Annotated in this window: 16 protein-coding genes and 1 pseudogene; 7 read left to right on the forward strand and 10 right to left on the reverse strand. The window is 45.2% G+C overall.

Annotation, left to right across the window (positions count from 1 at the left end; all coding sequences use genetic code 11):
* Positions 1–77 precede the first annotated feature (77 nt).
* Together QUA34_RS17330 and QUA34_RS17335 are read right to left on the reverse strand one after the other, a co-directional pair.
* A complete protein-coding gene (locus QUA34_RS17330; RefSeq protein WP_333388559.1) occupies positions 78–704 on the reverse strand; it encodes a 7-carboxy-7-deazaguanine synthase QueE in 627 nt (208 codons plus the stop codon).
* 223 nt (positions 705–927) lie between these two features.
* Positions 928–1,626, reverse strand: a complete 699-nt coding sequence (locus QUA34_RS17335) for a class I SAM-dependent methyltransferase (protein ID WP_333388562.1) — start codon at positions 1,624–1,626, stop codon at positions 928–930.
* Between the two features lie 1,144 nt (positions 1,627–2,770).
* On the opposite strand from QUA34_RS17335, the gene QUA34_RS17340 reads away from it, so the two are divergent.
* Complete coding sequence (locus tag QUA34_RS17340; RefSeq protein ID WP_333388565.1) at positions 2,771–3,541, forward strand: hypothetical protein; 771 nt, start codon at positions 2,771–2,773, stop codon at positions 3,539–3,541.
* 282 nt (positions 3,542–3,823) lie between these two features.
* Here the strand turns inward: QUA34_RS17340 and QUA34_RS17345 are convergent, their stop codons facing one another.
* The 4 genes from QUA34_RS17345 to QUA34_RS17360 form a co-directional block, all read right to left on the reverse strand.
* Entirely contained in the window at positions 3,824–4,486 is a 663-nt protein-coding gene (locus QUA34_RS17345; protein ID WP_333388568.1) for an adenylyltransferase/cytidyltransferase family protein, read from the reverse strand.
* Positions 4,483–5,154, reverse strand: coding sequence for a nicotinamide riboside transporter PnuC (pnuC, locus tag QUA34_RS17350; RefSeq protein ID WP_333388571.1), 672 nt, complete (start codon positions 5,152–5,154; stop codon positions 4,483–4,485). Before pnuC ends, QUA34_RS17345 begins: the two co-directional genes overlap by 4 nt.
* Before the next feature lie 21 nt (positions 5,155–5,175).
* Complete coding sequence (locus QUA34_RS17355; protein ID WP_333324511.1) at positions 5,176–6,627, reverse strand: NAD(P)/FAD-dependent oxidoreductase; 1,452 nt, start codon at positions 6,625–6,627, stop codon at positions 5,176–5,178.
* 128 nt (positions 6,628–6,755) lie between these two features.
* Positions 6,756–7,787: a glycosyltransferase family 2 protein gene (locus QUA34_RS17360; RefSeq protein WP_333388574.1), complete on the reverse strand. Its 1,032-nt coding sequence runs from the start codon at positions 7,785–7,787 to the stop codon at positions 6,756–6,758.
* 618 nt (positions 7,788–8,405) lie between these two features.
* Here QUA34_RS17360 and QUA34_RS17365 point away from each other — a divergent pair.
* On the forward strand, positions 8,406–9,506 hold the full coding sequence (locus QUA34_RS17365) for a glycosyltransferase family 2 protein (protein WP_333324515.1): 1,101 nt from the start codon (positions 8,406–8,408) through the stop codon (positions 9,504–9,506).
* A 232-nt stretch (positions 9,507–9,738) separates the two neighbouring features.
* Here QUA34_RS17365 and QUA34_RS17370 read toward each other — a convergent pair whose 3' ends face one another.
* Positions 9,739–10,278, reverse strand: a complete 540-nt coding sequence (locus tag QUA34_RS17370) for a Dps family protein (RefSeq protein WP_333080946.1) — start codon at positions 10,276–10,278, stop codon at positions 9,739–9,741.
* Between QUA34_RS17370 and QUA34_RS17375 the strand changes: the two genes are divergently transcribed.
* The 4 genes from QUA34_RS17375 (at position 10,262) to QUA34_RS17390 (ending at position 15,991) form a co-directional block, all read left to right on the forward strand.
* Positions 10,262–10,522: a hypothetical protein gene (locus QUA34_RS17375; protein WP_333388578.1), complete on the forward strand. Its 261-nt coding sequence runs from the start codon at positions 10,262–10,264 to the stop codon at positions 10,520–10,522. The two genes, QUA34_RS17370 and QUA34_RS17375, sit on opposite strands and share 17 nt — an antisense overlap.
* A gap of 500 nt (positions 10,523–11,022) precedes the next feature.
* A complete protein-coding gene (gene hetZ / locus QUA34_RS17380) occupies positions 11,023–12,204 on the forward strand; it encodes a heterocyst differentiation protein HetZ (RefSeq protein WP_333214106.1) in 1,182 nt (393 codons plus the stop codon).
* Positions 12,197–13,267, forward strand: coding sequence for a hypothetical protein (locus QUA34_RS17385; protein WP_333388582.1), 1,071 nt, complete (start codon positions 12,197–12,199; stop codon positions 13,265–13,267). Before hetZ ends, QUA34_RS17385 begins: the two co-directional genes overlap by 8 nt.
* A 357-nt stretch (positions 13,268–13,624) precedes the next feature.
* On the forward strand, positions 13,625–15,991 hold the full coding sequence (locus QUA34_RS17390; protein ID WP_333388585.1) for a DUF3488 and DUF4129 domain-containing transglutaminase family protein: 2,367 nt from the start codon (positions 13,625–13,627) through the stop codon (positions 15,989–15,991).
* Between the two features lie 136 nt (positions 15,992–16,127).
* On the opposite strand, the pseudogene QUA34_RS17395 reads toward QUA34_RS17390, so the two are convergent.
* A pseudogene (locus QUA34_RS17395) lies at positions 16,128–16,534 on the reverse strand (transposase family protein).
* Positions 16,535–17,289: 755 nt separating this feature from the next.
* On the opposite strand from QUA34_RS17395, the gene QUA34_RS17410 reads away from it, so the two are divergent.
* Complete coding sequence (locus QUA34_RS17410) at positions 17,290–17,553, forward strand: hypothetical protein (protein WP_333324528.1); 264 nt, start codon at positions 17,290–17,292, stop codon at positions 17,551–17,553.
* 417 nt (positions 17,554–17,970) lie between these two features.
* Here QUA34_RS17410 and QUA34_RS17415 read toward each other — a convergent pair whose 3' ends face one another.
* Entirely contained in the window at positions 17,971–18,663 is a 693-nt protein-coding gene (locus QUA34_RS17415) for a PEP-CTERM sorting domain-containing protein (protein WP_333080939.1), read from the reverse strand.
* 626 nt (positions 18,664–19,289) lie between these two features.
* A complete protein-coding gene (locus QUA34_RS17420; protein ID WP_333324531.1) occupies positions 19,290–19,889 on the reverse strand; it encodes a sulfite oxidase-like oxidoreductase in 600 nt (199 codons plus the stop codon).
* Positions 19,890–20,051 lie beyond the last annotated feature (162 nt).

The raw sequence follows: 20,051 nt of genomic DNA on the forward strand, positions 1-20,051 counted from the left end.
AGTTAGGAGTTGGGATTCAATTAAATCTCAGCAAAACTTTTCATTATATCATAAAATTATTTTGCAAGAGATCTAATTTATTGCACACCAATAAATTTGTGAGTTTGCAAAGATAGCCTGTAACTAGGATTTTGTTTCAGCAATTCCAAAATAATTGGAATCGCTGAAGTTTTTGAGTTCCATTCTGGCTGCAAGAAAACCGGAATATTCACATTAGTTTCCAAATGCTTGTGATAAAATGCAACTTCTTCGCCAGTGCTAACCACCAACTTAATTTCATTAGCTCTAGTCCAAAAAAGCTCTTGCACCGGATATTTAGGATTGACGTGTTCTTTAGGAGAAAGAGTAATCCAAGCCTGCGGGGAAACATCCTGCCAGCAAGCACCGGAAGTTTCAATACTCACCTGCTTGTCAGCTTCTAACAAAGCTTCAACTAACTCCGGCAAATCCCGGTGAATGAAAGGTTCACCGCCAGTAATGACCACCCTCGGAGACTGCAATTGAGCGAGCAATTGTGCGATCGACTGCGGCACAGACGGCAAACCTTTGCCGCCATTTGCGTAGCCTGTGTCACACCAAGGACACCGCACAGGGCAACCGGCCAATCTGATAAAATCAACTAAAGTCCCCGTCCAGTAACCTTCGCCTTGAACAGTACACTGAAAAGTTTCGTGAATTGGTAATTTTAGTTGTAAATTAGACACCCGAAGTTACGCCTCAAATCAATTAATTACGTTGTTTAGATATAATATTCTTAAATTGTTATTTCTTCGCGGTTTGCAGCAAATAAAAACAGTCCTGAACCTATAAACGGGGTTTATGAAAAAAAAATATCCGTTTTATCCCAGAAGCTTGACTCAGCAATCCGGTTTCTTCATAGCTTTGGTATGAGTCCTTAGAAATCCACCACAAACCGCAAATAACTCTTTAATTATGCTGTTCAGGTTCCATCAGAGTAGCCCAACGGCGTTTCAGGGCCAAAGTCAGTCCGTCAGCAATGGGGACAACACTGAGAGTAACTCTGGGATCGTTACGCAATTTGTCGTTAAAAGTACGAATAGCGAGGGTGCTTTCGTCTTGTACTTGAGGATCAGCCACTCGTCCAGACCACAGAACATTGTCAATTACAATTAAACCGCCATTGCGTACAAGTTGCAGCGATCGCTCAAAATAAGCCTCATAATTTTCTTTATCGGCGTCGATGAAGGCAAAATCAAAGGTTCCAGCTTGTCCCTCGGCTATTAGTTTGTCGAGAGTATTTATTGCTGGGCCCAACTGCAAAGAAATCTTATTAGCCACGCCCGCAGCTTCCCAATAGCGTCGTGCGATCGCAGTATATTCCTCGCTGACATCGCAGGCAATAATCTGACCGTTTGAAGGCAGCGCCAAAGCTACGCACAGCGAGCTATAACCAGTAAAAACGCCAATTTCTAAGGTTTTGGTCGCTCCCATAAGCTGCACCATGAGCTCCATAAACTGACCTTGTTCGGGAGCTATCTGCATCTGGGCCATAGGATGCTTAGCAGTTTCTTCCCGTAGTGAAGCGAGAATATCTGGCTCCCGCAGAGAAATAGATAACAGATAATCGTAAAGTTGAGGTTCTAGGCCAAGAGTTGAGTTCGCCATCGGTTTGTCCTTGCTGCTCACTTTTGATTTTAGATTGTAGACGCGCAGTTAATGGAAATCGGAGAATGTAGAGTTAATTTTGGCACCTATTTTGGTGTGGCTGATGACAGGTTGCAGTAGCAGTGTGTGGGTTACCCAGAGGCAACTTGCAAAACGCGCGCTCTACTTCCAAATCAGTTTATCTCAGCCACAGGTGATTTAGCAGATCTGGAAAATAAAAATAGATAGAGGGGAGCGTTTTGAGATTCCTGCTTTTCTAGCACTAGCACCGCGTAACGCCGTTAGCGATACCAGTTCAAAAAATGAATGCAACTATATACAATCTGCAAACCCATACATAATCAGCCATTTCCAATCTCAAATCTCAAATCTCAAATGGTATCAGTAGGCGCGAAAGTGACCGAAAGCATCCAGGATACAAGCCCCCGGATTCATCCGTGGGGTCAATGCTTCAATCTAAAATCTAAAATTTCAAATCGATTGACCGAAAGCATCCAGGATACAAGCCCCCGGATTCATCCGTGGGGTCAATGCTTCAATCTAAAATCTAAAATCTAAAATCTAAAATCTAAAATCTAAAATCGATTGACTTCATCCTGATTACTAACTAGATGAACTGCGAAAAACATAAGTATGTCCTTGCCAGTGAAATGAAGCAATCGCAGAGGTTGTGATAGTTTACATTTTGTTACATTGTCAAGTTTGTTTGTGTCGCTCTAATTAATCGCCAATGACTCATTATTGAGGACTTACGCACTCCCAAACAAACAAACCGTTTCCTTTAACTATTATGGATGGGTTCAAGCCCGTGTATGTTCATGGAACAAACCAGGCGTCTGGAAACCATTGTCTCCCGGACTATTACTAATCACTAATAAACTGGGTTCAATAGGACGATTTCTTAACTGTCACACCTTATGAATCCATACCTAAACAACCTACCACAAATCTCAACTAACTTGCACGATTGAGGTAGAGCAAGCATTTGTGGGAAAAAACAGGTTGCTCGCAACCCTTGACCTGCACTTTTACTCATAACTAATGAACCGGGATTAATAGGACGCTCACTTAACTGTCACAGTTTATTACTCCAGACCTAAAACACCTACCCACAATCAAAACAACATTCCACCAAGGCATCGCTATGTATTACACCTTCGCAGGTTTTGGTGCCGCCACAGGCATATTTTTGCTGCTAGTTTTTGCCATTCTGCAATGGCTGCACGTCTCGGTCGGCAGTTTTATTGATTGGGTAATTGCCATTGCTATTTTTGAATGGCTGTTGCTGATAGTTACAGTTCCCTGGAATATCCATTTTGAAGCTAAAGAAGTTTTAGCGCAAGCCGCAGAATCGACTAAAAAAAACATTGCTGTCGATCAGGAACAAGTCAAATACGTTACTGTATTAGTTAGCCGATCGCTCTTTGTGGCGATCGCACTTCACCTGTTTAGCGCGATCGCACTTTACGCCCTAGCCGCCGCCGGAATTAGTGCTATTGGCTATCTCAGTTCCGCTGCTGCACTGCTGTTAACTGTACTGCGTCCAGCTATCCGAGGTTATCAGTATTTAGCCCAAAGGCTGACAAGTATCCGCCGCCAATTTTTGCACCCCCGCGAAGATATTGTCGAACTCCGCAGCCGCTTTGCAAACTTAGAATCTACAGTTAGAGATTTGAGCAATCAATTAAGTTCAGACAATCCCAATTCATGGGTGGCTGTCCAAAATCGGGAACGGGAATCTATCAGAAGAGAACTAACTACTTTATCCGCATCTCTACAATCTTTGCAAGCGACAAATCAAGCAGAGCACACTCACCTGAGAAGAGATGCAGAAAGTGCGATCGCCCAACTCACCGATGACGGACAATTTCTCAACCACGTCCGCGAAATCATCCGCTTCTTTAAAGAATCGTAGAGTCCTATTATCTCCGGTCAAACAACCACATTCACATTGGTTTGTAGTGAGGACTTTAGTCCAATGGCACTGAAAAAGTGAGCCCCAAAAAATCTGTAAGGCAAGATCTACATAGATAATTGCCTGACCAACCAAAATATCTCTCTCGATTATGCCAAATCGTGCGTGCATTCTCAAACAACAATTTTTGCCGAGCGTTGCCTCACCTTGGGAGAAGCTGCTGCCAGAAGAGTTAGTCCAGGAGCTTCTAGCGAAGGAGAAAATCACCTACGACCAAAGCATCTACACACCGATAGTCACATTGTGGGCGATGATATCCCAGGTACTCGCTCCCGACAAAAGTTTGAGTGGGGCCGTGAAGCGGATGAGTACGTGGCTCAGTGCCGCCGGAGTCCAGCCTCCTTCTTCTGATACCTCGGCAACCCAAACAGTTTGGTACTGCTGTGCGAGCGATCGTGCCAGGGTAGTTGGGCCGCTCGATTCTACACCCAGCACGCAGACTCGTTTGGCAAAGTAGGCCTTGGCTGGGGGAGTCAGCATTTGCCAGTGTTCGGCTAGGTGCGATCGCAATTGCGTTCCAGAAATCGGGAATTTTAGCCGTTCGCGATCGACTGCAAAGTGTTGAGCTCCCATCAGTTTTGCCCAAGGTTCGCCGTAATCTTCTGAAGTAAAAGCGATATCCGGTTTTCGCCCGGAAAGCACCTCTAGAGTCCTCTGAGCCCAAGGTTCGGGGGCTTCCGGCAAATCGTCGAGGACTTCGATAACTTCTGCGTCGGGATGCAAAAACCGAATCCAGTCGGCTCTAACGCTTCCTGCAACTGCTTGATTTGTTTTGTAACAGGCGAGAACGATTAAACGGTCAACCTTTTTTTTAGCTTCTCGAATTAAGTAGTCGTGTCCTTTGTGGAAGGGGTAAAATTTGCCTACATTAACACCCAGTATCATAAAGATTGCTGCTGTTTTAACTTTTGTTCCGAGTAAATCCGCTGAAAATTTTGCAGTCCGTAAATTGCCATCAACCAAAATATCGCGTACAAAATACTCGTCAGATATAGCCCGCGCGAGGCATACAAGGGAACGTAAATCGTGTCTGCAACAATCCACAAATACCAGCTTTCGAGATAGCGTTCCATCAGGTACAACTGGGCGATCGCGCTTAAGATGGTGGTCAGGGCGTCCCAGAATGGTGCTGCACCGCCCAAAGATACTAATACTGTTCGCAAGCCCAATACGCCTACTGTAACTAAGACTGCGGTGAGGATGAGCCAGCGTTGGGGAAGGCGACATAAAGGTTTTTCTGTGCTGTTTTCGCCGCCCCGCAGCCAAATATAAATTGCTTGCAAGCTCGTGATTAAATAGAAGAATTGAATCGCAACTTCGCCGTAAAGTTTAACTTGATAAAACACCGCAGCGTAGGCGATCACTCCGATTAAGCCGATCCACCAGCCTAGGGGATTGTTTTTAGCAAGCAGCCACACGCTCCAAGCAGAAGCGATCGCGGCTATCGCTTCCATTAAGTCGAGTTGGATAGGCACAAACCACTGCACTGAAAGCAGGATCGCGAAGATGCTTGCTGCGAAGCCGATTAAGTTTGGCAGGTTCGCTTTTTTCATGGCAATCCCTATTTCGGCTGGCTATATTGACTGCGAAATCAAATCCGAATCCTTCTTTTCTTTTGAGCGATCGACACTAAAGTCTTCATAGTACGATCGCTCAGTATTCACATCCCACAAATCGTGCTTTTCGCCGAGAATATTTCTCACAGCCAGCATCCCCGTTAGCATGGAATGGTCTTGGTTGTTGTATCGGTGCATACCGTTGCGCCCGATCGTCTGCAAATTCTCAAATCCCTTCAAAAAACCTTCAAGTACCTGCAAGTGTCCTCGATATTCCCCATCATAAACTGGATAAGCTTTAAGTTGCCGTATGACAACTCCATCTTCCACATCAGCCGTTGTTGCTAACCCTAAACCAACCAATTCGCGAGTTGCTAATTCGATAAGTTCCGCGTCCGACATTTCCCAAATCTCGTCGCCTACGCTACAGAAATATTCCATTCCTAAACAACTTTTGCTGACATCGGGAACTAAAGCGGCGCTCCAATTCTTAAAGTTTTGAATTCGTCCAACTTTGACTTCGGGAGAGTGAATGTAAATCCAGTTGTCAGGAAACAAATCCTTGCGATCGACAATCAGCGATACAATCAAAAAATCTCGATATTTGAGCGATCGCGCGGCGTGCAATACCTCTTCGGGCGGCTGCGGTTTCATTCTTTCTACCAGCGCCGATATCGGCATACTCGTAATGAAATTATCCGCCGAATATTGAATTAATTCTCCGTTTTGCTCAGCAGTAATACTTTTAATTTTATTCCCTTCACGCTCAAAGCTAATCACTTTAGTATCGAGATAAACTTTGCCGTCTTTATTCTCCACAGCTTCCGCGAACTTTTCCCACATCATCCCCGGCCCCAAAGCCGGATAATCAAACTCTTTGATTAATGTTTTAGTGTCGTTGCTGCCAAACAAAGCATTAATAATTGCTGTCGTCAGGGACAATCCTTTAATCCGTTGCGCCGCCCAATCTGCTTGAATTTCCGAACAAGGAATGCCCCAAACTTTTTCAGTGTAAGTCTTAAAAAATGTTTTATACAAGCGTTCGCCAAAACGATTGATCACCCATTGTTCAAAAGTTTTTTCTTCGGTAAGTGGCCAAATTCTCACTTTCAGATAACTCAAAATAATCAGCGTACTCTCAATTATGCCCAAATTAAAGAGAGTATTGAAGGCACTGATTGGATAGTTAAAAAATTTACCTCGATAAAAGATTCGCGACAATCGTGGCACTTTAATAAACTCATTTCCCAGCACCTCTTGCCACAACTGCTGCACGGCTTCAACTTTAGTATAAAAGCGGTGGCCGCCAATGTCGAAACGATAGCCTTTGTAGGTTTCTGTGCGAGCTATTCCCCCAACTTTATCACCTTTTTCTAGTACAACAGGGATGATGCCTTGCTTGACGAGCTCATAGGCAGCAGTCAAGCCCGCAGGGCCTGCACCGACGATCGCAACAGGATAATGTTTCACTCAGCCTACCTCCAGCTTTTTTATCGAAACTATACAGTTATTTATAACTTGTCAAAGGGATAGATGCACCAGTGAATACCCTGAGAAACTATCGATCTACCTGATGTTTAAGCACAAATTACCTTGATTTATTGAGCGGATACCGGCAAGCTAACTTTGCCAGTCACAGGCTTTTTTTGGTATAAGTAGCGACCAGTGCCGATCGCGAATGCCAGTCCGCTGTAAAAGTAGAAAAGCCAGTGCCACGGAATAGTTTTCAGGGCAAATAGGATACCGTGTTTACGGTGAAAAAATCGGTAAAGCGGTGCATTAATTGCTACCAGTGGTATGGCCAGCAAACTAGCCAGTAACAGAAAGCTCAGCGACCAGCACGTTCCCAAAACTGCCAGCAGCACTGCATAAGTTAAAATCACGCTGATGCGGTTTGAAACTTGCAAGTTGAGGTCGTTATTCAATTGGCGATCGCGCCAAATCAGTTCTGTCCAAGGCAGTGCTCGGTAGAAAAAGTCAGCTTTCACCATACCCATAGGTTTCCACTGCTTTAAATGTTTCACCTGCAATGTTTTGCACAGCCGAATGTTATAACCTGCTTGTTTCAAACGGTAGCCGAACTCAATATCTTCGATCGAAGCTTGGCGGTAACTCTCATTAAAGCCACCCATCTGCAAAAAAATTTCCCGGCGAATCACTCCGCAAGCGCCCCAAAAAGTCGAAGCTTCTTCGTTACCTGTTTGGTGCACGTAGTGGTGCAGCAAGTTCCTGTACTGCGATAGAAAATCAGGATCTCCAGGATCATCGTCGTAAGAGCCAATGAAAGCAGCTAAGTAGGGATTATTTTTGAACACCGATATCGCATAGCCCACAGCTTCTGGACAAACAGCGACATCAGCATCCACAAAAAACAGAATATCTCCCTTTGCAGCTTGGGCACCCAAATTCCTTGCCCGCGCTGGCCCCCCGCATTCGGGAATCCTGATCACTTTGGCGCCGAATTCCTTGGCCAGACGCCAAGAACCGTCGCTTTCACCATCTGCTACTACAATAATTTCGATCGGTTTGGGCACAGCTTGAGCCAGTTTTGACAAACAGGTGCGGAAGTAAGAGCCCCCGTTGTGGACTGGGATAATAACGGATACAGTGGGGTCGGCGGTAGAAATCATTACCTAAATTGTTTAAATTGCAGGGGCTAAAGTTTGCTGGAATTTTATTGTTGCTACTTTACGAAGGGTAAAATTAGCTCTACTTTTTTATTTATAACTCGATTGCTGTTTGTATTCAACTAGATTTTTTGCTGGCATTCTCGATTGGATTTTCCCCAATTCATACCTGTATTCTACGCCATATCTTGCTGAGACTGACCTGACGCAGACAACAGCTTTACAAAATCTTTAAATATAGGATTGTTAGTGTAAACTTGCGAAAAAGCACCCACAGCATTTTTGTGCGGCTGTGTTGCACCGCACAAGATTGTGATTTTATAAGTAAGTACACCGTATAAAATAAAACATACTTTCTACGGATACCCGGGAACTGTCAGGACTTGCGCGGTACAATTTCTTTTACAGACCTCATCCGCGAGTGACTCCTGCACCAAGTGTCGATCGCGACTGCGGACTCAATGCACATTTTATTACTTTTGGCAATATATTTTAAATATACGTCAAATATACGTCTTAAAATTTCTGACGCTGTACGATCGAGCTTTCGTAATTTGCTAACATACCCTTAGCTAGCTCCCTTTGAACCAAAACTTTTACATAAACCCTTTTTTATATTACATGAACAACTCCCAAAACACTTTAAATCAGCCCTTAGTTTCAGTCATCATACCAGCTTTCAACGCTGACAATTTTATTGCTAAAACCTTAGAGTCTGTCTTATCTCAAACTTATCAAAACATAGAAGTTTTAGTAGTTGATGACGGCTCTACAGATACAACAGCCAAAATCGTCCAATCTTTTGCTCAAAAAGATAGCCGAGTCAGCTTATTCCACCAGCCAAATTCCGGCGTCGCCGTCGCCCGCAACCTAGCAATTGAAAAATCAAAAGGCGAATATATTGCTCCCATCGATGCCGACGATATTTGGTATCCGCAAAACCTAGAAAAACAAGTTAACTGCCTGAATTACTCAGCACCATCTGTCGGAGTTGTCTATTCCTGGTCAGTTGATATAAATGAAAAAGACTTGCTCACAGGTGGATTTTATAACTCCACCATCGAAGGAGAAGTTTACACAGCATTAATTTATAAATATTTTATAGGCAATGCCAGCTCATCTCTAATCCGCCGCGTTTGTTTTGCAAAAGTCGGCGGTTACAACGGCCAACTTAAACTAGAAAACGCTCAAGGCTGCGAAGACTGGGAACTGCACCTCCGCATAGCCGAACATTATCAATTTAAAGTCGTACCAGAATACTTAGTTGGCTATCGGCAGATTGCCAGCAGTATGTCTAGCAACTATGCAGCAATGGCCAAATCTCACTCTTTAATTATGGCAGATGTCCGGCAGCAACATCCCGAAATTCCCAGCAGAATTTATCACTGGTCTAGCAGCAATTTTTACATTTACTTAGCTGTTAAAAGCAACCGCAGCGGCAATCACCGCAGTACATTATCTTGGCTGTATCGAGCTTTCAAAGAAGATTTATTAATGGCACTCTTGCGCCACAATTTGTATCTGCTGTCCATAGAAAGTATATTAAAAATAATACTCCCACCGCCAACTGAATCAGGGTTAGAGTTAGAACAAGCATCAGAATCGAGTGAAGGGACGACACTTGCTAGGATTGAGGCGCGAACCAAGGCTCACAGAATGTTGCCATCGCAGCTATACGAAAGAATGCGATTCAATAGCTTAGGAAATCGAAAATCTACATAAACCCTACGTTGAAAAACCCGGTTTTTTGAAGAAACCGGGTTTTTGAGGAAGCTAGAGGGCGTTTAATTCTGCCTGGTTGGTCGATCGAGAATCAGGAAAGAGGGTTAAATAAAAAAAATGAATTTTCCATTCTTACTTCTTCCTTTTTTTCCTGCTTCCTGCTTCCTGACATCCGTTACATCCGTGGAGCGAATCCGTTGCCGAACTTCCGTATTCCGTCTACTTAATCTCTCTAAGCGTGAGAAGCTGTAGCAGTTTGAGCTTGGGGCTGCTTACCATCGGGCGAAATAGATTCCCCTTCAATAAACGATCGCAACATCCAAGCCATTTGTTCGTGCTGTTCCATCAAACCAGTCAAAAAGTCTGCGGTTCCGTCATCCTTAAACTCTTCACCGCACTGTTCAACGTGTTTGCGGAGATTGCGAATAATTAGTTCGTGGTCGTCAACTAAACGCGATACCATTTCCGTAGCCAAAGGCAAATCGCCGATATGTTCTTTTATCGAACCATACTTCAGAAAGCCCTCAGCAGTACCAATTGGATAACCACCTAAAGTTCTCACCCGTTCAGCCATAGCATCGATATTTAGTGTTAACGCCTGATAGTGTTCTTCCCACAACTGGTGGAGCGATCTAAACTGCGGGCCAACTACATCCCAGTGATACTTTTTGGTTTTGATTAACAGCAGATAAGCATCTGCCAGGTCGTGATTCAATAGTTCGATAACGCCTGCACGCTGCTCGTCAGATAGACCTATGTTTAACTTACGCATTGAAATTGTTCCTTCAAATCTAACTTTACATTTATTAGAACAAATTTCCCCAACCACTTACATCAACCCAGAGGACGATCGAAGACGATCGCATTTTAGTAAAATATCTGCTTTTCAGGTTAAAGTAATTGCAATATTGATACCCTTAGATAGATGCAATCAAACTTATTGTTCCGAAGCGCCTTTGTTTGCCGATCGCATCGATTGGGCAGCAGGGGAACCCCCGCTTAATCCCGCTATATAAAAAGGCTGCACTCTGATTGTTAGTAAAAATCAAGGAATTTATGCCGAAGTTAACGAACATCACACACACTTAATTGTGCGGGCGGGTTTAAATGAGGGCATAAGGAACTTGCAATTAAATATAACCCTTGACCCCATCTAGTAGACCGAAAGAGAGAGCCTGTTTGCTTGCTTCACCTTGGGAAGGACTTGCGCTGCTGTGACCACCACAGCACTCAGCCGAACGTATCAACGGCAGTGTAGAGTTTTGGGCCCCCATGAAGGCTTTGTCCAACCCGACACTCTGATGAACCATCGTTATGGCAACTGTTTAAACCTGGTTCTTGGCGGATGGCGTCTCCAGGACAGATAAAAAAAGCAGTCCTCTGTGTTTGCCCGAAGGAGGAGAAAGAGGGCATTGCAGTTTGTCCTATCTGGGGAATCCGGGGTAAAGTAGCGGTAGGAAATATTTATCCATACTTTGACTAACTGTGCTACTTTCATTGTTAGCTGTAAACCATCATGCGGGAAATCTGCCAGAGCGTGGAAACCATATTTCAACTGCTGTTAGACGAACTCAAAAAGTCCACTCGCGCGTCTGAGCAGAACTGCCAAGATGTAGCAGGGCGACTCGCAGCAGAAGTCAACAGGATATGCACTGAAAGCCAGCGGATTCAGGCCTCTGGAGATATAGAAGGTTCAGCCCAGAGCCTCGCTCAGCACCGCTTGCAACAATGCCTCCACTATTACAATTTAGGCTCCGGGCCCGGGCGAGTAGAATTGCACAGTACCCTCAGCGCGATCGTCTATCGCTACATCACCCCTCCGCAGGTGCAGTCTAGCTATCAGGCGCGAGTAGAACTGATCAAAGATTTTTTGCAAGGATTTTATCTGGAAGCTTTAAAGGCATTCCGGCGCGAAACCCAACTGCCACCTACCTACAGTCCCCGCACTCGCTTAGAACTAGCAGAGTACATGGCTTTTGTAGAGCGCTTCGGCAAGCGGCGCATTCCTTTACCTCGGAACCGCAGTCAGCAACTAATTATTTTACGGGCCCAAACCTTTTCCCAGCAGCAGCCCAAAGAAACCTCCGTAGATATGGAACAAGCCGCCGACGGAGGGGCTTCTGATTCCGACCAAACTTGGAACGACACCTCGGTGCACTCCGTGCGGGAAGCGATGGCCGGACAGGGTTCCGCTGCAATTCGCCCCCAAGGCGACGAGTCAGAATCTCTGCGGCTAAACGTGATTGACGAATTAGTGGCTTACTTGAAAGAGCGCAATCAACAAGACTGCGCCGATTACTTCGTGCTGCGCTTGCAAGACTTGCCGACTAATGAAATAGAGTCGCTTCTGGGCATAACTCCCCGCCAAAGAGACTATTTACAGCAGCGCTTCAAGTACCATTTGCTCAGGTTCGCCATGTCGCACCGCTGGGAACTTGTTCACCAGTGGCTGGAAGCAGATTTAGACCGCAATTTGGGTTTGCTGCCTTCTCAGTGGCAGGCGTTTGGCGAGCAAATTGGTCCAGAGGGACAGCGTTTGCTAAAGTTGAAACAACAAGGTCTGTCAGAGTCAGCGATCGCCCAAACCCTGGGTAGCACGGTAGCCCAGGTACAGAAGCGGTGGTTTAAATTGCTGGAACTTGCGTGGGAATTGCGAAATCGTTCAGATTCCGGAGAAGGGGCATCTAGTGATGAATAACGAAACGAACAGGGATGCAGAGGCTTTCGATCGCCATTTTTTAGACTGGATATTGCAGGTGCCGATCGCGAATACCTCTAACGAAAATGAGGAAAACCTCAATCCATCCCCTCGCTCAGAAGAGTGGGGCGACACAGAAGACAATTCCGGGGTGGAATACTGGGAATGGGACGAACCAGACCCGCTGGACTATCAAGTGGGGGCGCACAACAATGCACCCGCACAACCGCTGACAATTGGAGAAATACCGACCGTGCAAGACCGTTTTCAGACCTTGTTAAAAGAAAGGCTTAGAGCCGAAATTGAATCTAACCCGCCGCTGTTCCCCTGGGAAACAGAATTCAAAAGCTACGACCACGATTACCCAGACGATGTAGCCCCGCAATGGGTTCCTCCCCTACACCTCTGGACTCCCCAACTACAAAATATCAGGTGGGGCCGCCTGCCAATTCCGATCGCGCAAGGGGTTTTTGCTCAACTGCTAGAACCTTGTCAGGAACTGGTAATGTCGTCGCTGCGGCAAGGATCGAAGTTAGTTCGCGCTGTAGATAGCTTATTTCCGGGCCAGTCTCAGGAACTCAACGAGTTAGCTGGTTTAGTGCTCCGAGGTTCTTTGCGGGGACTTCTAGATTTAGAAGATTTCCCGAATTACGAAGCAGCCAGTACCGATCAACAAATGGTGCTGTCGCTGTTGGCCGCCAAGGAAATCATTGAGTCTCTAACTCTCGATTGTCCTGTGAATCAGCCGCCGGTTTCGCGGGAGTGGCTGACTGGTTTGGGTTCGCTGACTCTGGAGGCTCAATACCTCTCGAACCCCAACAGAGAACAGCCAATGCCGTGTTTAAGAGTAGAGTGCCAATTTCCCGGGGCAGGAAGCTTGGAACTCAAGGGAGGAGATGCCGAAGCAACTGCACACCGTCCGAATTCCGGGCATTTAAGTGTGGAGTTGTTTGACCCGCAACCTAACAAGACTTATGCCCTAGAAGTTCGATTCCAAAACTTCGAGACCAGACCTTTGATGTTTGCTATTCGTCCAATTTTAACCGGACAAGATAGCAACTAGAAAGGTGTAATTAGAGTAAATAATTTAGGTTTTTACTCGCTGGTTTGACCTCACACAAAAACAAATGCAATTCCTCGACTTATGTCGTGGAAAACAAAAAAAAAATTAGATATTAGTTCAAGCCCCCAGATTTATCTGTGAAGTTAATCTGTGGAGTCAATCTAAAATCTAATGACAGAGAAATAAGATTTAGATATTAGGTAAAACCCAGCTTTATCTGGGGAGTGAATCTAAAATCTAAAATCTACAATCGTTTGACAGGGAAATAAGATTTAGATATTAGGTAAAACCCAGATTTATCTGTGGAGTCAATCTAAAATCTAACATCTAAAATCTAAAATAGTTGGATGGGTGCACATGACAACTGATAACCTGCGAAATATACCTGTGTTGGGTAAGCTGTGGGAGCAGATTGAGGCCATGCCTCCGCCGGTGATTGAGGATTCTTTACTGCTGCGAATCCTAGTTCAGTTGTTGGTAATTGTGGGAATTGTAGCTACCGACGTTGCTGCTGAAGAAGCTCTGAACTTGTGGGCTGTGCCTGTTAGTATTGTGGGAGCAACTTGGAGTTGGTACCGCCGCCGCGATCGCAATGTAGCTGCTAAGTTCTGCATAGCTATTGGAATGCTGGTGGCGCTGTTCGCTTTTTTTAGCCGCTTGGTGGGAGAATTGAATGATACGCGGTTAGTTTTGGCGCAACTGTTAATCCAACTTCAAGTGCTGCACAGTTTCGATTTGCCTCGCCGCAAGGATTTAGGCTATTCGATGGTAATCGGGCTAATTTTGTTAGGGGTAGCAGCGACTCTTAGCCAAACCTTGACTTTTGGGCCGCTGTTGTTGGTGTTTTTGGCTTTAGCGCTTCCGACTTTGGTGTTGGATTATCGATCGCGCTTGGGATTTGTGAAGCCAGAAGCCATTGGCGAAAAAGCACAAGGTAAAGGGAAAAATGAAAGCCTATCGCTATTTGCTGCTACTTTATCCCCAAAGTATTTTGGTTGGCTGCTGCTGATAACTGTCGGGTTGGGGCTGACTATTTTTGCGTTTTTGCCACGCCTCCCTGGCTATCAGTTGCGGACTTTTCCGGTGAGTGCTCCTATTCAATATCAGGGGGAGTTTGACTCGCGCAGCATTCTGAATCCAGGCTATGTCAGAGGGGGAAATGAAAAAGGGACTGGCGGAGGAAGGGGGAGAAACCCAGACTCTGGGCCAGGAGAGGTAGACTCTACTTTTTATTACGGTTTCAACCAGCGCATTAATCAAAATTTGCGGGGGGAAATGAAACCCCAAGTGGTGATGCGGGTGCGATCGCAGGCGGCGGGTTTTTGGCGCGTGTTGGGATTTGACAAATACACCGGTCAGGGTTGGGAAATTTCTCGCAACGAACAAGCTCAAAAGCTGACTCGACCTCGCTGGTCTTATCAATTTTATCTGAATCCGTTTCCCAATGCGCCTCGGACTCAAGAGGTGATTCAAAGTTATACTATTGTTGCTCCAATGCCGAATTTGATTCCGGCTTTAAACAAGCCGAGGGAACTTTATTTTCCGAGTCCAGAGGCGGCGATTGATGCGGAGGGGGGTTTGCGAGCGCCTGCAGAATTGGGAGAGGGTGTGACTTATACGGTGATTTCTAATGTGCCTTTTCGCGATCGCTCTTTGTTGGGGAAAACTGGTACTAATTACCCGAAAAATATTCGCAATTTCTATTTGGATGTGCCGCCGAAAATTGCCCAGAAGGTGCGAGAAAAAACTGAAGAAATCTTGGCGGCAAGAACTAGAGTATCTCAGTCGGACAGACCGATTGATTCTCCTTACGAAAAAGCTTTGTACTTAGCTCAATATTTGAAGCAAAACCCTAATTATAAAATTGAGAAAGCTTTGCCTTACTTAGAGGAAGGTGAAGATTTAGTGGAGGGTTTTCTGTTTGGCTACAAAAACACTCAGGGCGGCAAAAAAGTTACAGGGGGATATCCAGACCACTTTTCGACGGTACTGACAATTATGCTCAGATCGATCGGGATTCCGGCCCGAATGGCTGGCGGGTTCGATACGGGGGAATTCAACCCGTTTACTGGTTACTATGTTGTGAAAAATACCGACGCTTTTTTAATGACGGAGGTATATTTTCCCAATCACGGCTGGTTTGCTTTTAATCCGATTCCCGGTTATCCGCTGATTCCGGCTTCGGTGGAAGACAACCAGACTTTTAGTGCGCTGGAATCGTTTTGGAATTGGATCGCGGGTTGGCTACCGACTCCTCTCAGAAGCGGGCTGGATTCAGTCATAGGTTTTGTAATTGGCTGGATAACTTTGATTGTGGGCTGGTTTCTGGGACAGTTTGCTAAGGGTTGGGTGGGGTTATTTACTGGTTTGATTGCTGCGATCGGCTTTGGCTTTATTGGCTGGTTAATTTGGCAACTGTGGCGCAAGTGGCGCCACCGCCGCTGGCTGGCGAAGTTGCCGCCCGTGGAGGGGGTTTATCAGGAAATGCTGAAGGATTTGGCGAGTAGGGGATTTGTGAAACCTCGCGCTCAAACGCCTTTGGAGTATGCTGAGGCTATGCGCGGGAATCATGCAACTGATGAAGCTGAGGTGATTGATGAGGTTTCGCAGGCTTACGTGCGGTGGAAGTACGGGGGCGAAGCGGGTAATTTGAACCAGTTGCGGGGGTTGGTGGAAAATTTGAGACGATCGCACTTGAAGAAACTCAAAAAGCGCTGGTTTTAGGCGGTAAGGGTAGGAAAAAAGCGTCGCTTGCCTACCCTGTTGAGAAGTTCGACTAGCTCTTATTTAATCTTAATAAGTAACCCTCCTTATAGCTGGCAAAAGTATAGACCTCTTGAAAAAAAAATCTATGTTATAATTAAAGGTTTTGAATTTTAGACCTGAGAGCTAACTCATAATTGTAAAGTGCTGACAACCAATTACAACGGAGACCATAACGGCGGCGGCGATTTCGATAACGACTTGACAAAATTTTGAAAACTTTTAGACTCCTATTAACATGTTCAATCACTATTCGAGCCTGAGCTAAAGCTCGATTGTAGTCTTTTGATAAAAGAGAAAGATTCCCATTTTTAGGTTTCTTTTTAGGAATCCAGCTATTAAAGTGATAATCTTTTATCCCTTGATAGCCACTATCTTGTAAACTATCGGTTGAGGGATGGAAATGAACATTGCTTTTTTTAAACAAGCTGAAATCGTGGCAATGCCCGGTTCAAAATGTAGGCAAATAATCTGTTTACTTTCTTGATTAATGACCACTTGCATTTTTAGGCTGTGGTGTTTTTTCTTTCCTGAATAGTATTTTTTCTGTTTTTTTTTGGCGTTCGATAGCTGTTTCTGTGACATCCATTACGACAACTTTGCTGACGCCCAAAACCTTTGAACAATGCTTTTTTCCCAGGAATACCAAACTTTCCCGTTTTCATTAAAGTTGATTCAATGTTAGTTACAATTCGGCAAATTGTTGATTCGGATACTCCCCAATTTGTCCCCATATGAAAATAGGTTCGATATTCTCGCCAATATTCCAAGGCCACTTAAACTTGTTCTTCAAGAGTTAAGGCGCTTCGGCGTCCTCGTTTATCTTGAGGATTTTCTAGCCGGAATTTTTCTAAAGTGTTAACCATTTGTTTAAACGTTTGAATCAGGACACCAAATCTTCGTTTAAATTGCTCCGGTTTCAAATTTTGATAAAATCGATTGTTCATGATTGATTTATTTATTGTGTAACTACAAAACCCCTTTTTAGCATTTTATGCTGTTTTGAGCATCATGTCCTGAAAATCAGCTCAACCTGCAATTCCCTCCACTTAAGCCAAACCCTTTATTATAGCATATTTTTTTTGCAAGAGGTCTAATCTTTACTTGTGTGGGGAGTAGGGCTTGGGCAGGAGATAAGCTGTTCTACATTTAAATTGTGTGTCAAAAATCAATAAAACTTTTGTGGGACGGGCTTCTAGCCTGTCCCGAATTTCCAATTTAAATGCGTAACAGCTTACCGCCCTCAATATACAGTTGAAATGCACAACAGCTTATTAATATGCCTGCCCCACAGGCGAACTAACTTGCCTTTAAATTTAACCTATGATGTTGATAATTCAGGCTTTAGCGATGGTTCTTTGCATCTTATTGTCCGCTATTGGACGCTGCGCGAACAAGCACAGGTGCGACGGACAAACACCAGGGCTGTGGTGGCCATTAAAGTAGCGTGCATCCGGGCGGACATTAAAATTCCTCAACCGATACTGGTGACTTTGTACGATCGAACAATTTACCGTGAGTGAGTTTTGAATTTTGAGTTGGGAGAGGGAGAGAGTGGGAGAGTGGGAGAGTGGGACAAATCCTCTTGTTTCACGCTGGACTTCTTCACGCTTGACTTCTTCCCTCAACACCCATCTGTTAAATCGATTAAATCCCGTAGACTGGGCGTTGCCGAACTTCCCTCTGATATCAAATCCGCGCTTCATCGTCGGGCGTAAAATCGAGTCAACATCCAACACTCAACCATCATTCAGTTTGGCGACCCCGAGTCAACAGTCAACAGTCAACAATCATGAGGAGTGCAACCAGAATTGATATGACTTCTCCCTTCTGACTTTTCAAATCAAGCAAAAGGCGAGCCGATTTCTCATTAGCGCGCCTCCTAATTGAATTTTATTTTGTAAAACGTAAATGAGGAGATTGTTCCCATTTGAAAAAAATCATGAACTCGTCTTGCTAGCGCGGCGGCGGCGTGCTGCAACCAAGCCACCCAAACCGAGAGCCAAACCAGTCATTGTCATCGGTTCTGGAACTGCTTCTGCGCTCACTGCGAAGTCTTGGAAGTCTGCGTCGTTTTTGTTACCACGATCGTCGAAGGAGATTAGCGTGCCTCCATTAAACAGAGAACTTGTGCCGTTTGTGAATTGTCCGGCAGCTTGGAAGACTTTGGTGTCTTCTTTGCCAAGTGCGTCCCACAGTTGCGATTGCGCGCCAAACACCGCTTGCTGGCTGCCAGTGTTCAAGCTTGAGGTCGAGTAGACACTGCCACCCCAGCCACTGTCGAGCCCCAAAGTGTAAACTTGATTTGCCAGGAAGGTGAATACTGCCGAGCCAGAACCCACGACTGTATTGCCCAGAGTTCCTTTCCATTCGTTTTCCCACTGGTTGTCTGAGGATTTAGTTTCCGAAAACAGGGTGCTAACTAGAGATACCGCCGAGTCCTTCACACTGTAGACTCCCAAAGAGGATTGGTACATACCGTGAGATTCTTTGAAGCTAAACTTGACGCTTGTATCTTGGCTGAATGTGATGCCGTTGGTACCAAAGGAGAAGGCTTGAGCTGGAGCTCCGGCGCCAAACAGAGCTGTGGCGGCGGCGGTAGCTGTTAGGGCGGATAAGAGTTTGGTATTCATAACCTGTTCCGTTTGTGCGATGGTCTTAATATTTTCATTATGCGATACTTTTTTTGTATTTGGTTCACTTTAGGTGAATTTTGACATATTCTTTATCAAGCCTTTACATAACTTTCACAAATGCTGTCGATCGCATCTGCCGACGGGCGATCGCTCCCTAATAATACCCACTAAATAATTATCAATATTGTGGCTTGAAACCTTGCAGTCGCGGGCATGGAGCGCTGGTCAGCCCAAGTAATTTGGATCGGGTTTATGCTAATTTTTTATGATATTCTCAAGTCTAAATTCTCAATAGCAAACACTTAAGTATAAATACGGTAATATTCGTCGGTACTGACAGTTCCAGAAGTTTTCTATTAGCCAGAAACTGGGAATATGTGTTTTTTGGGGCTGGTGTAGGGGAGTTAAAGTAGTTTATCTATCGGGTAAATTACGTACAAAATGCGATCGTTGGGTCTACGTATTTTGGTTGAATTAATATAGAGCCCCTGGTGTGAGATATCCCCAAGATGCGATCGAGGAGATGCAATTTCCGCAGATTGAAGCGGTAAAAGAGCGGATTGCCCCTCAACAAAGATTCTATAGAGAAGCTGTGGTTCCGTCCTTGCTCCCGATCGCCCGCATCAAAACAGACCGCTGTAGCGTTCCTCTGCCCAAGGTTCGCCCCGCTGGTGGTAGCCGTTGCGTTCCCAAAAACCGAGTTCTTCGGTTTCTGTAAACTCCAGGCCGTTAATCCATTTAGCGCTTTTCCAAGCGTACAGGTGGGGAACTACGAGCCGCATTGGGCCGCCGTGGTCTGCGGATAGAGGTTCGCCGAAGACGGTGTGGGCGAAAAAGTTTTCTTCTCGGAGGAAGTCGGCGATCGCAATGTTGGTAGTGTAGCCGCCGTAGCAGTGTTCTAGGACGTGCAGAGCTTTCGGATCGACTTCTATATAATTCATAAAATCTGTGACTTTGACTCCCGTCCACTGCACATCGAGTTTTGACCACCGGGTGACGCAGTGAAAATCCGCCGTAAAGTTACTTTGGGGCATGGCCTGGAAGTCCGACCAAGTGAAAGTTTGTGGTTTTGCCAATCCCCAGACTTTAAATTCCCAACTTTCAATGCTGACGGAGGGTGTATCGCCGTAGGTCAGCACAGGAAAGCCGTTGGCGAGGTATTGACCCGGGGGGACGCGATCGATGTTTTCTGATTCTGGCTTGCTAAAAAATTTGCCCAGCATTGATTCACACTCTACAGTAACTGACTGCAATCCTGAGTATAGCTTGCAGAGATGGGGGCATCGCAATTCATCTCAAGGTAGAAAGCTTTCAGGACTTCTGTAGAAAGAAAAATTCCTAAATTCTGCCTGATGCCCACCTAATTCTGCCTTCGGAGATAGCCA

This window comes from Microcoleus sp. POL10_C6 (assembly GCF_036701585.1).
In the GTDB taxonomy this organism is placed as follows: Bacteria; Cyanobacteriota; Cyanobacteriia; order Cyanobacteriales; family Microcoleaceae; genus Microcoleus.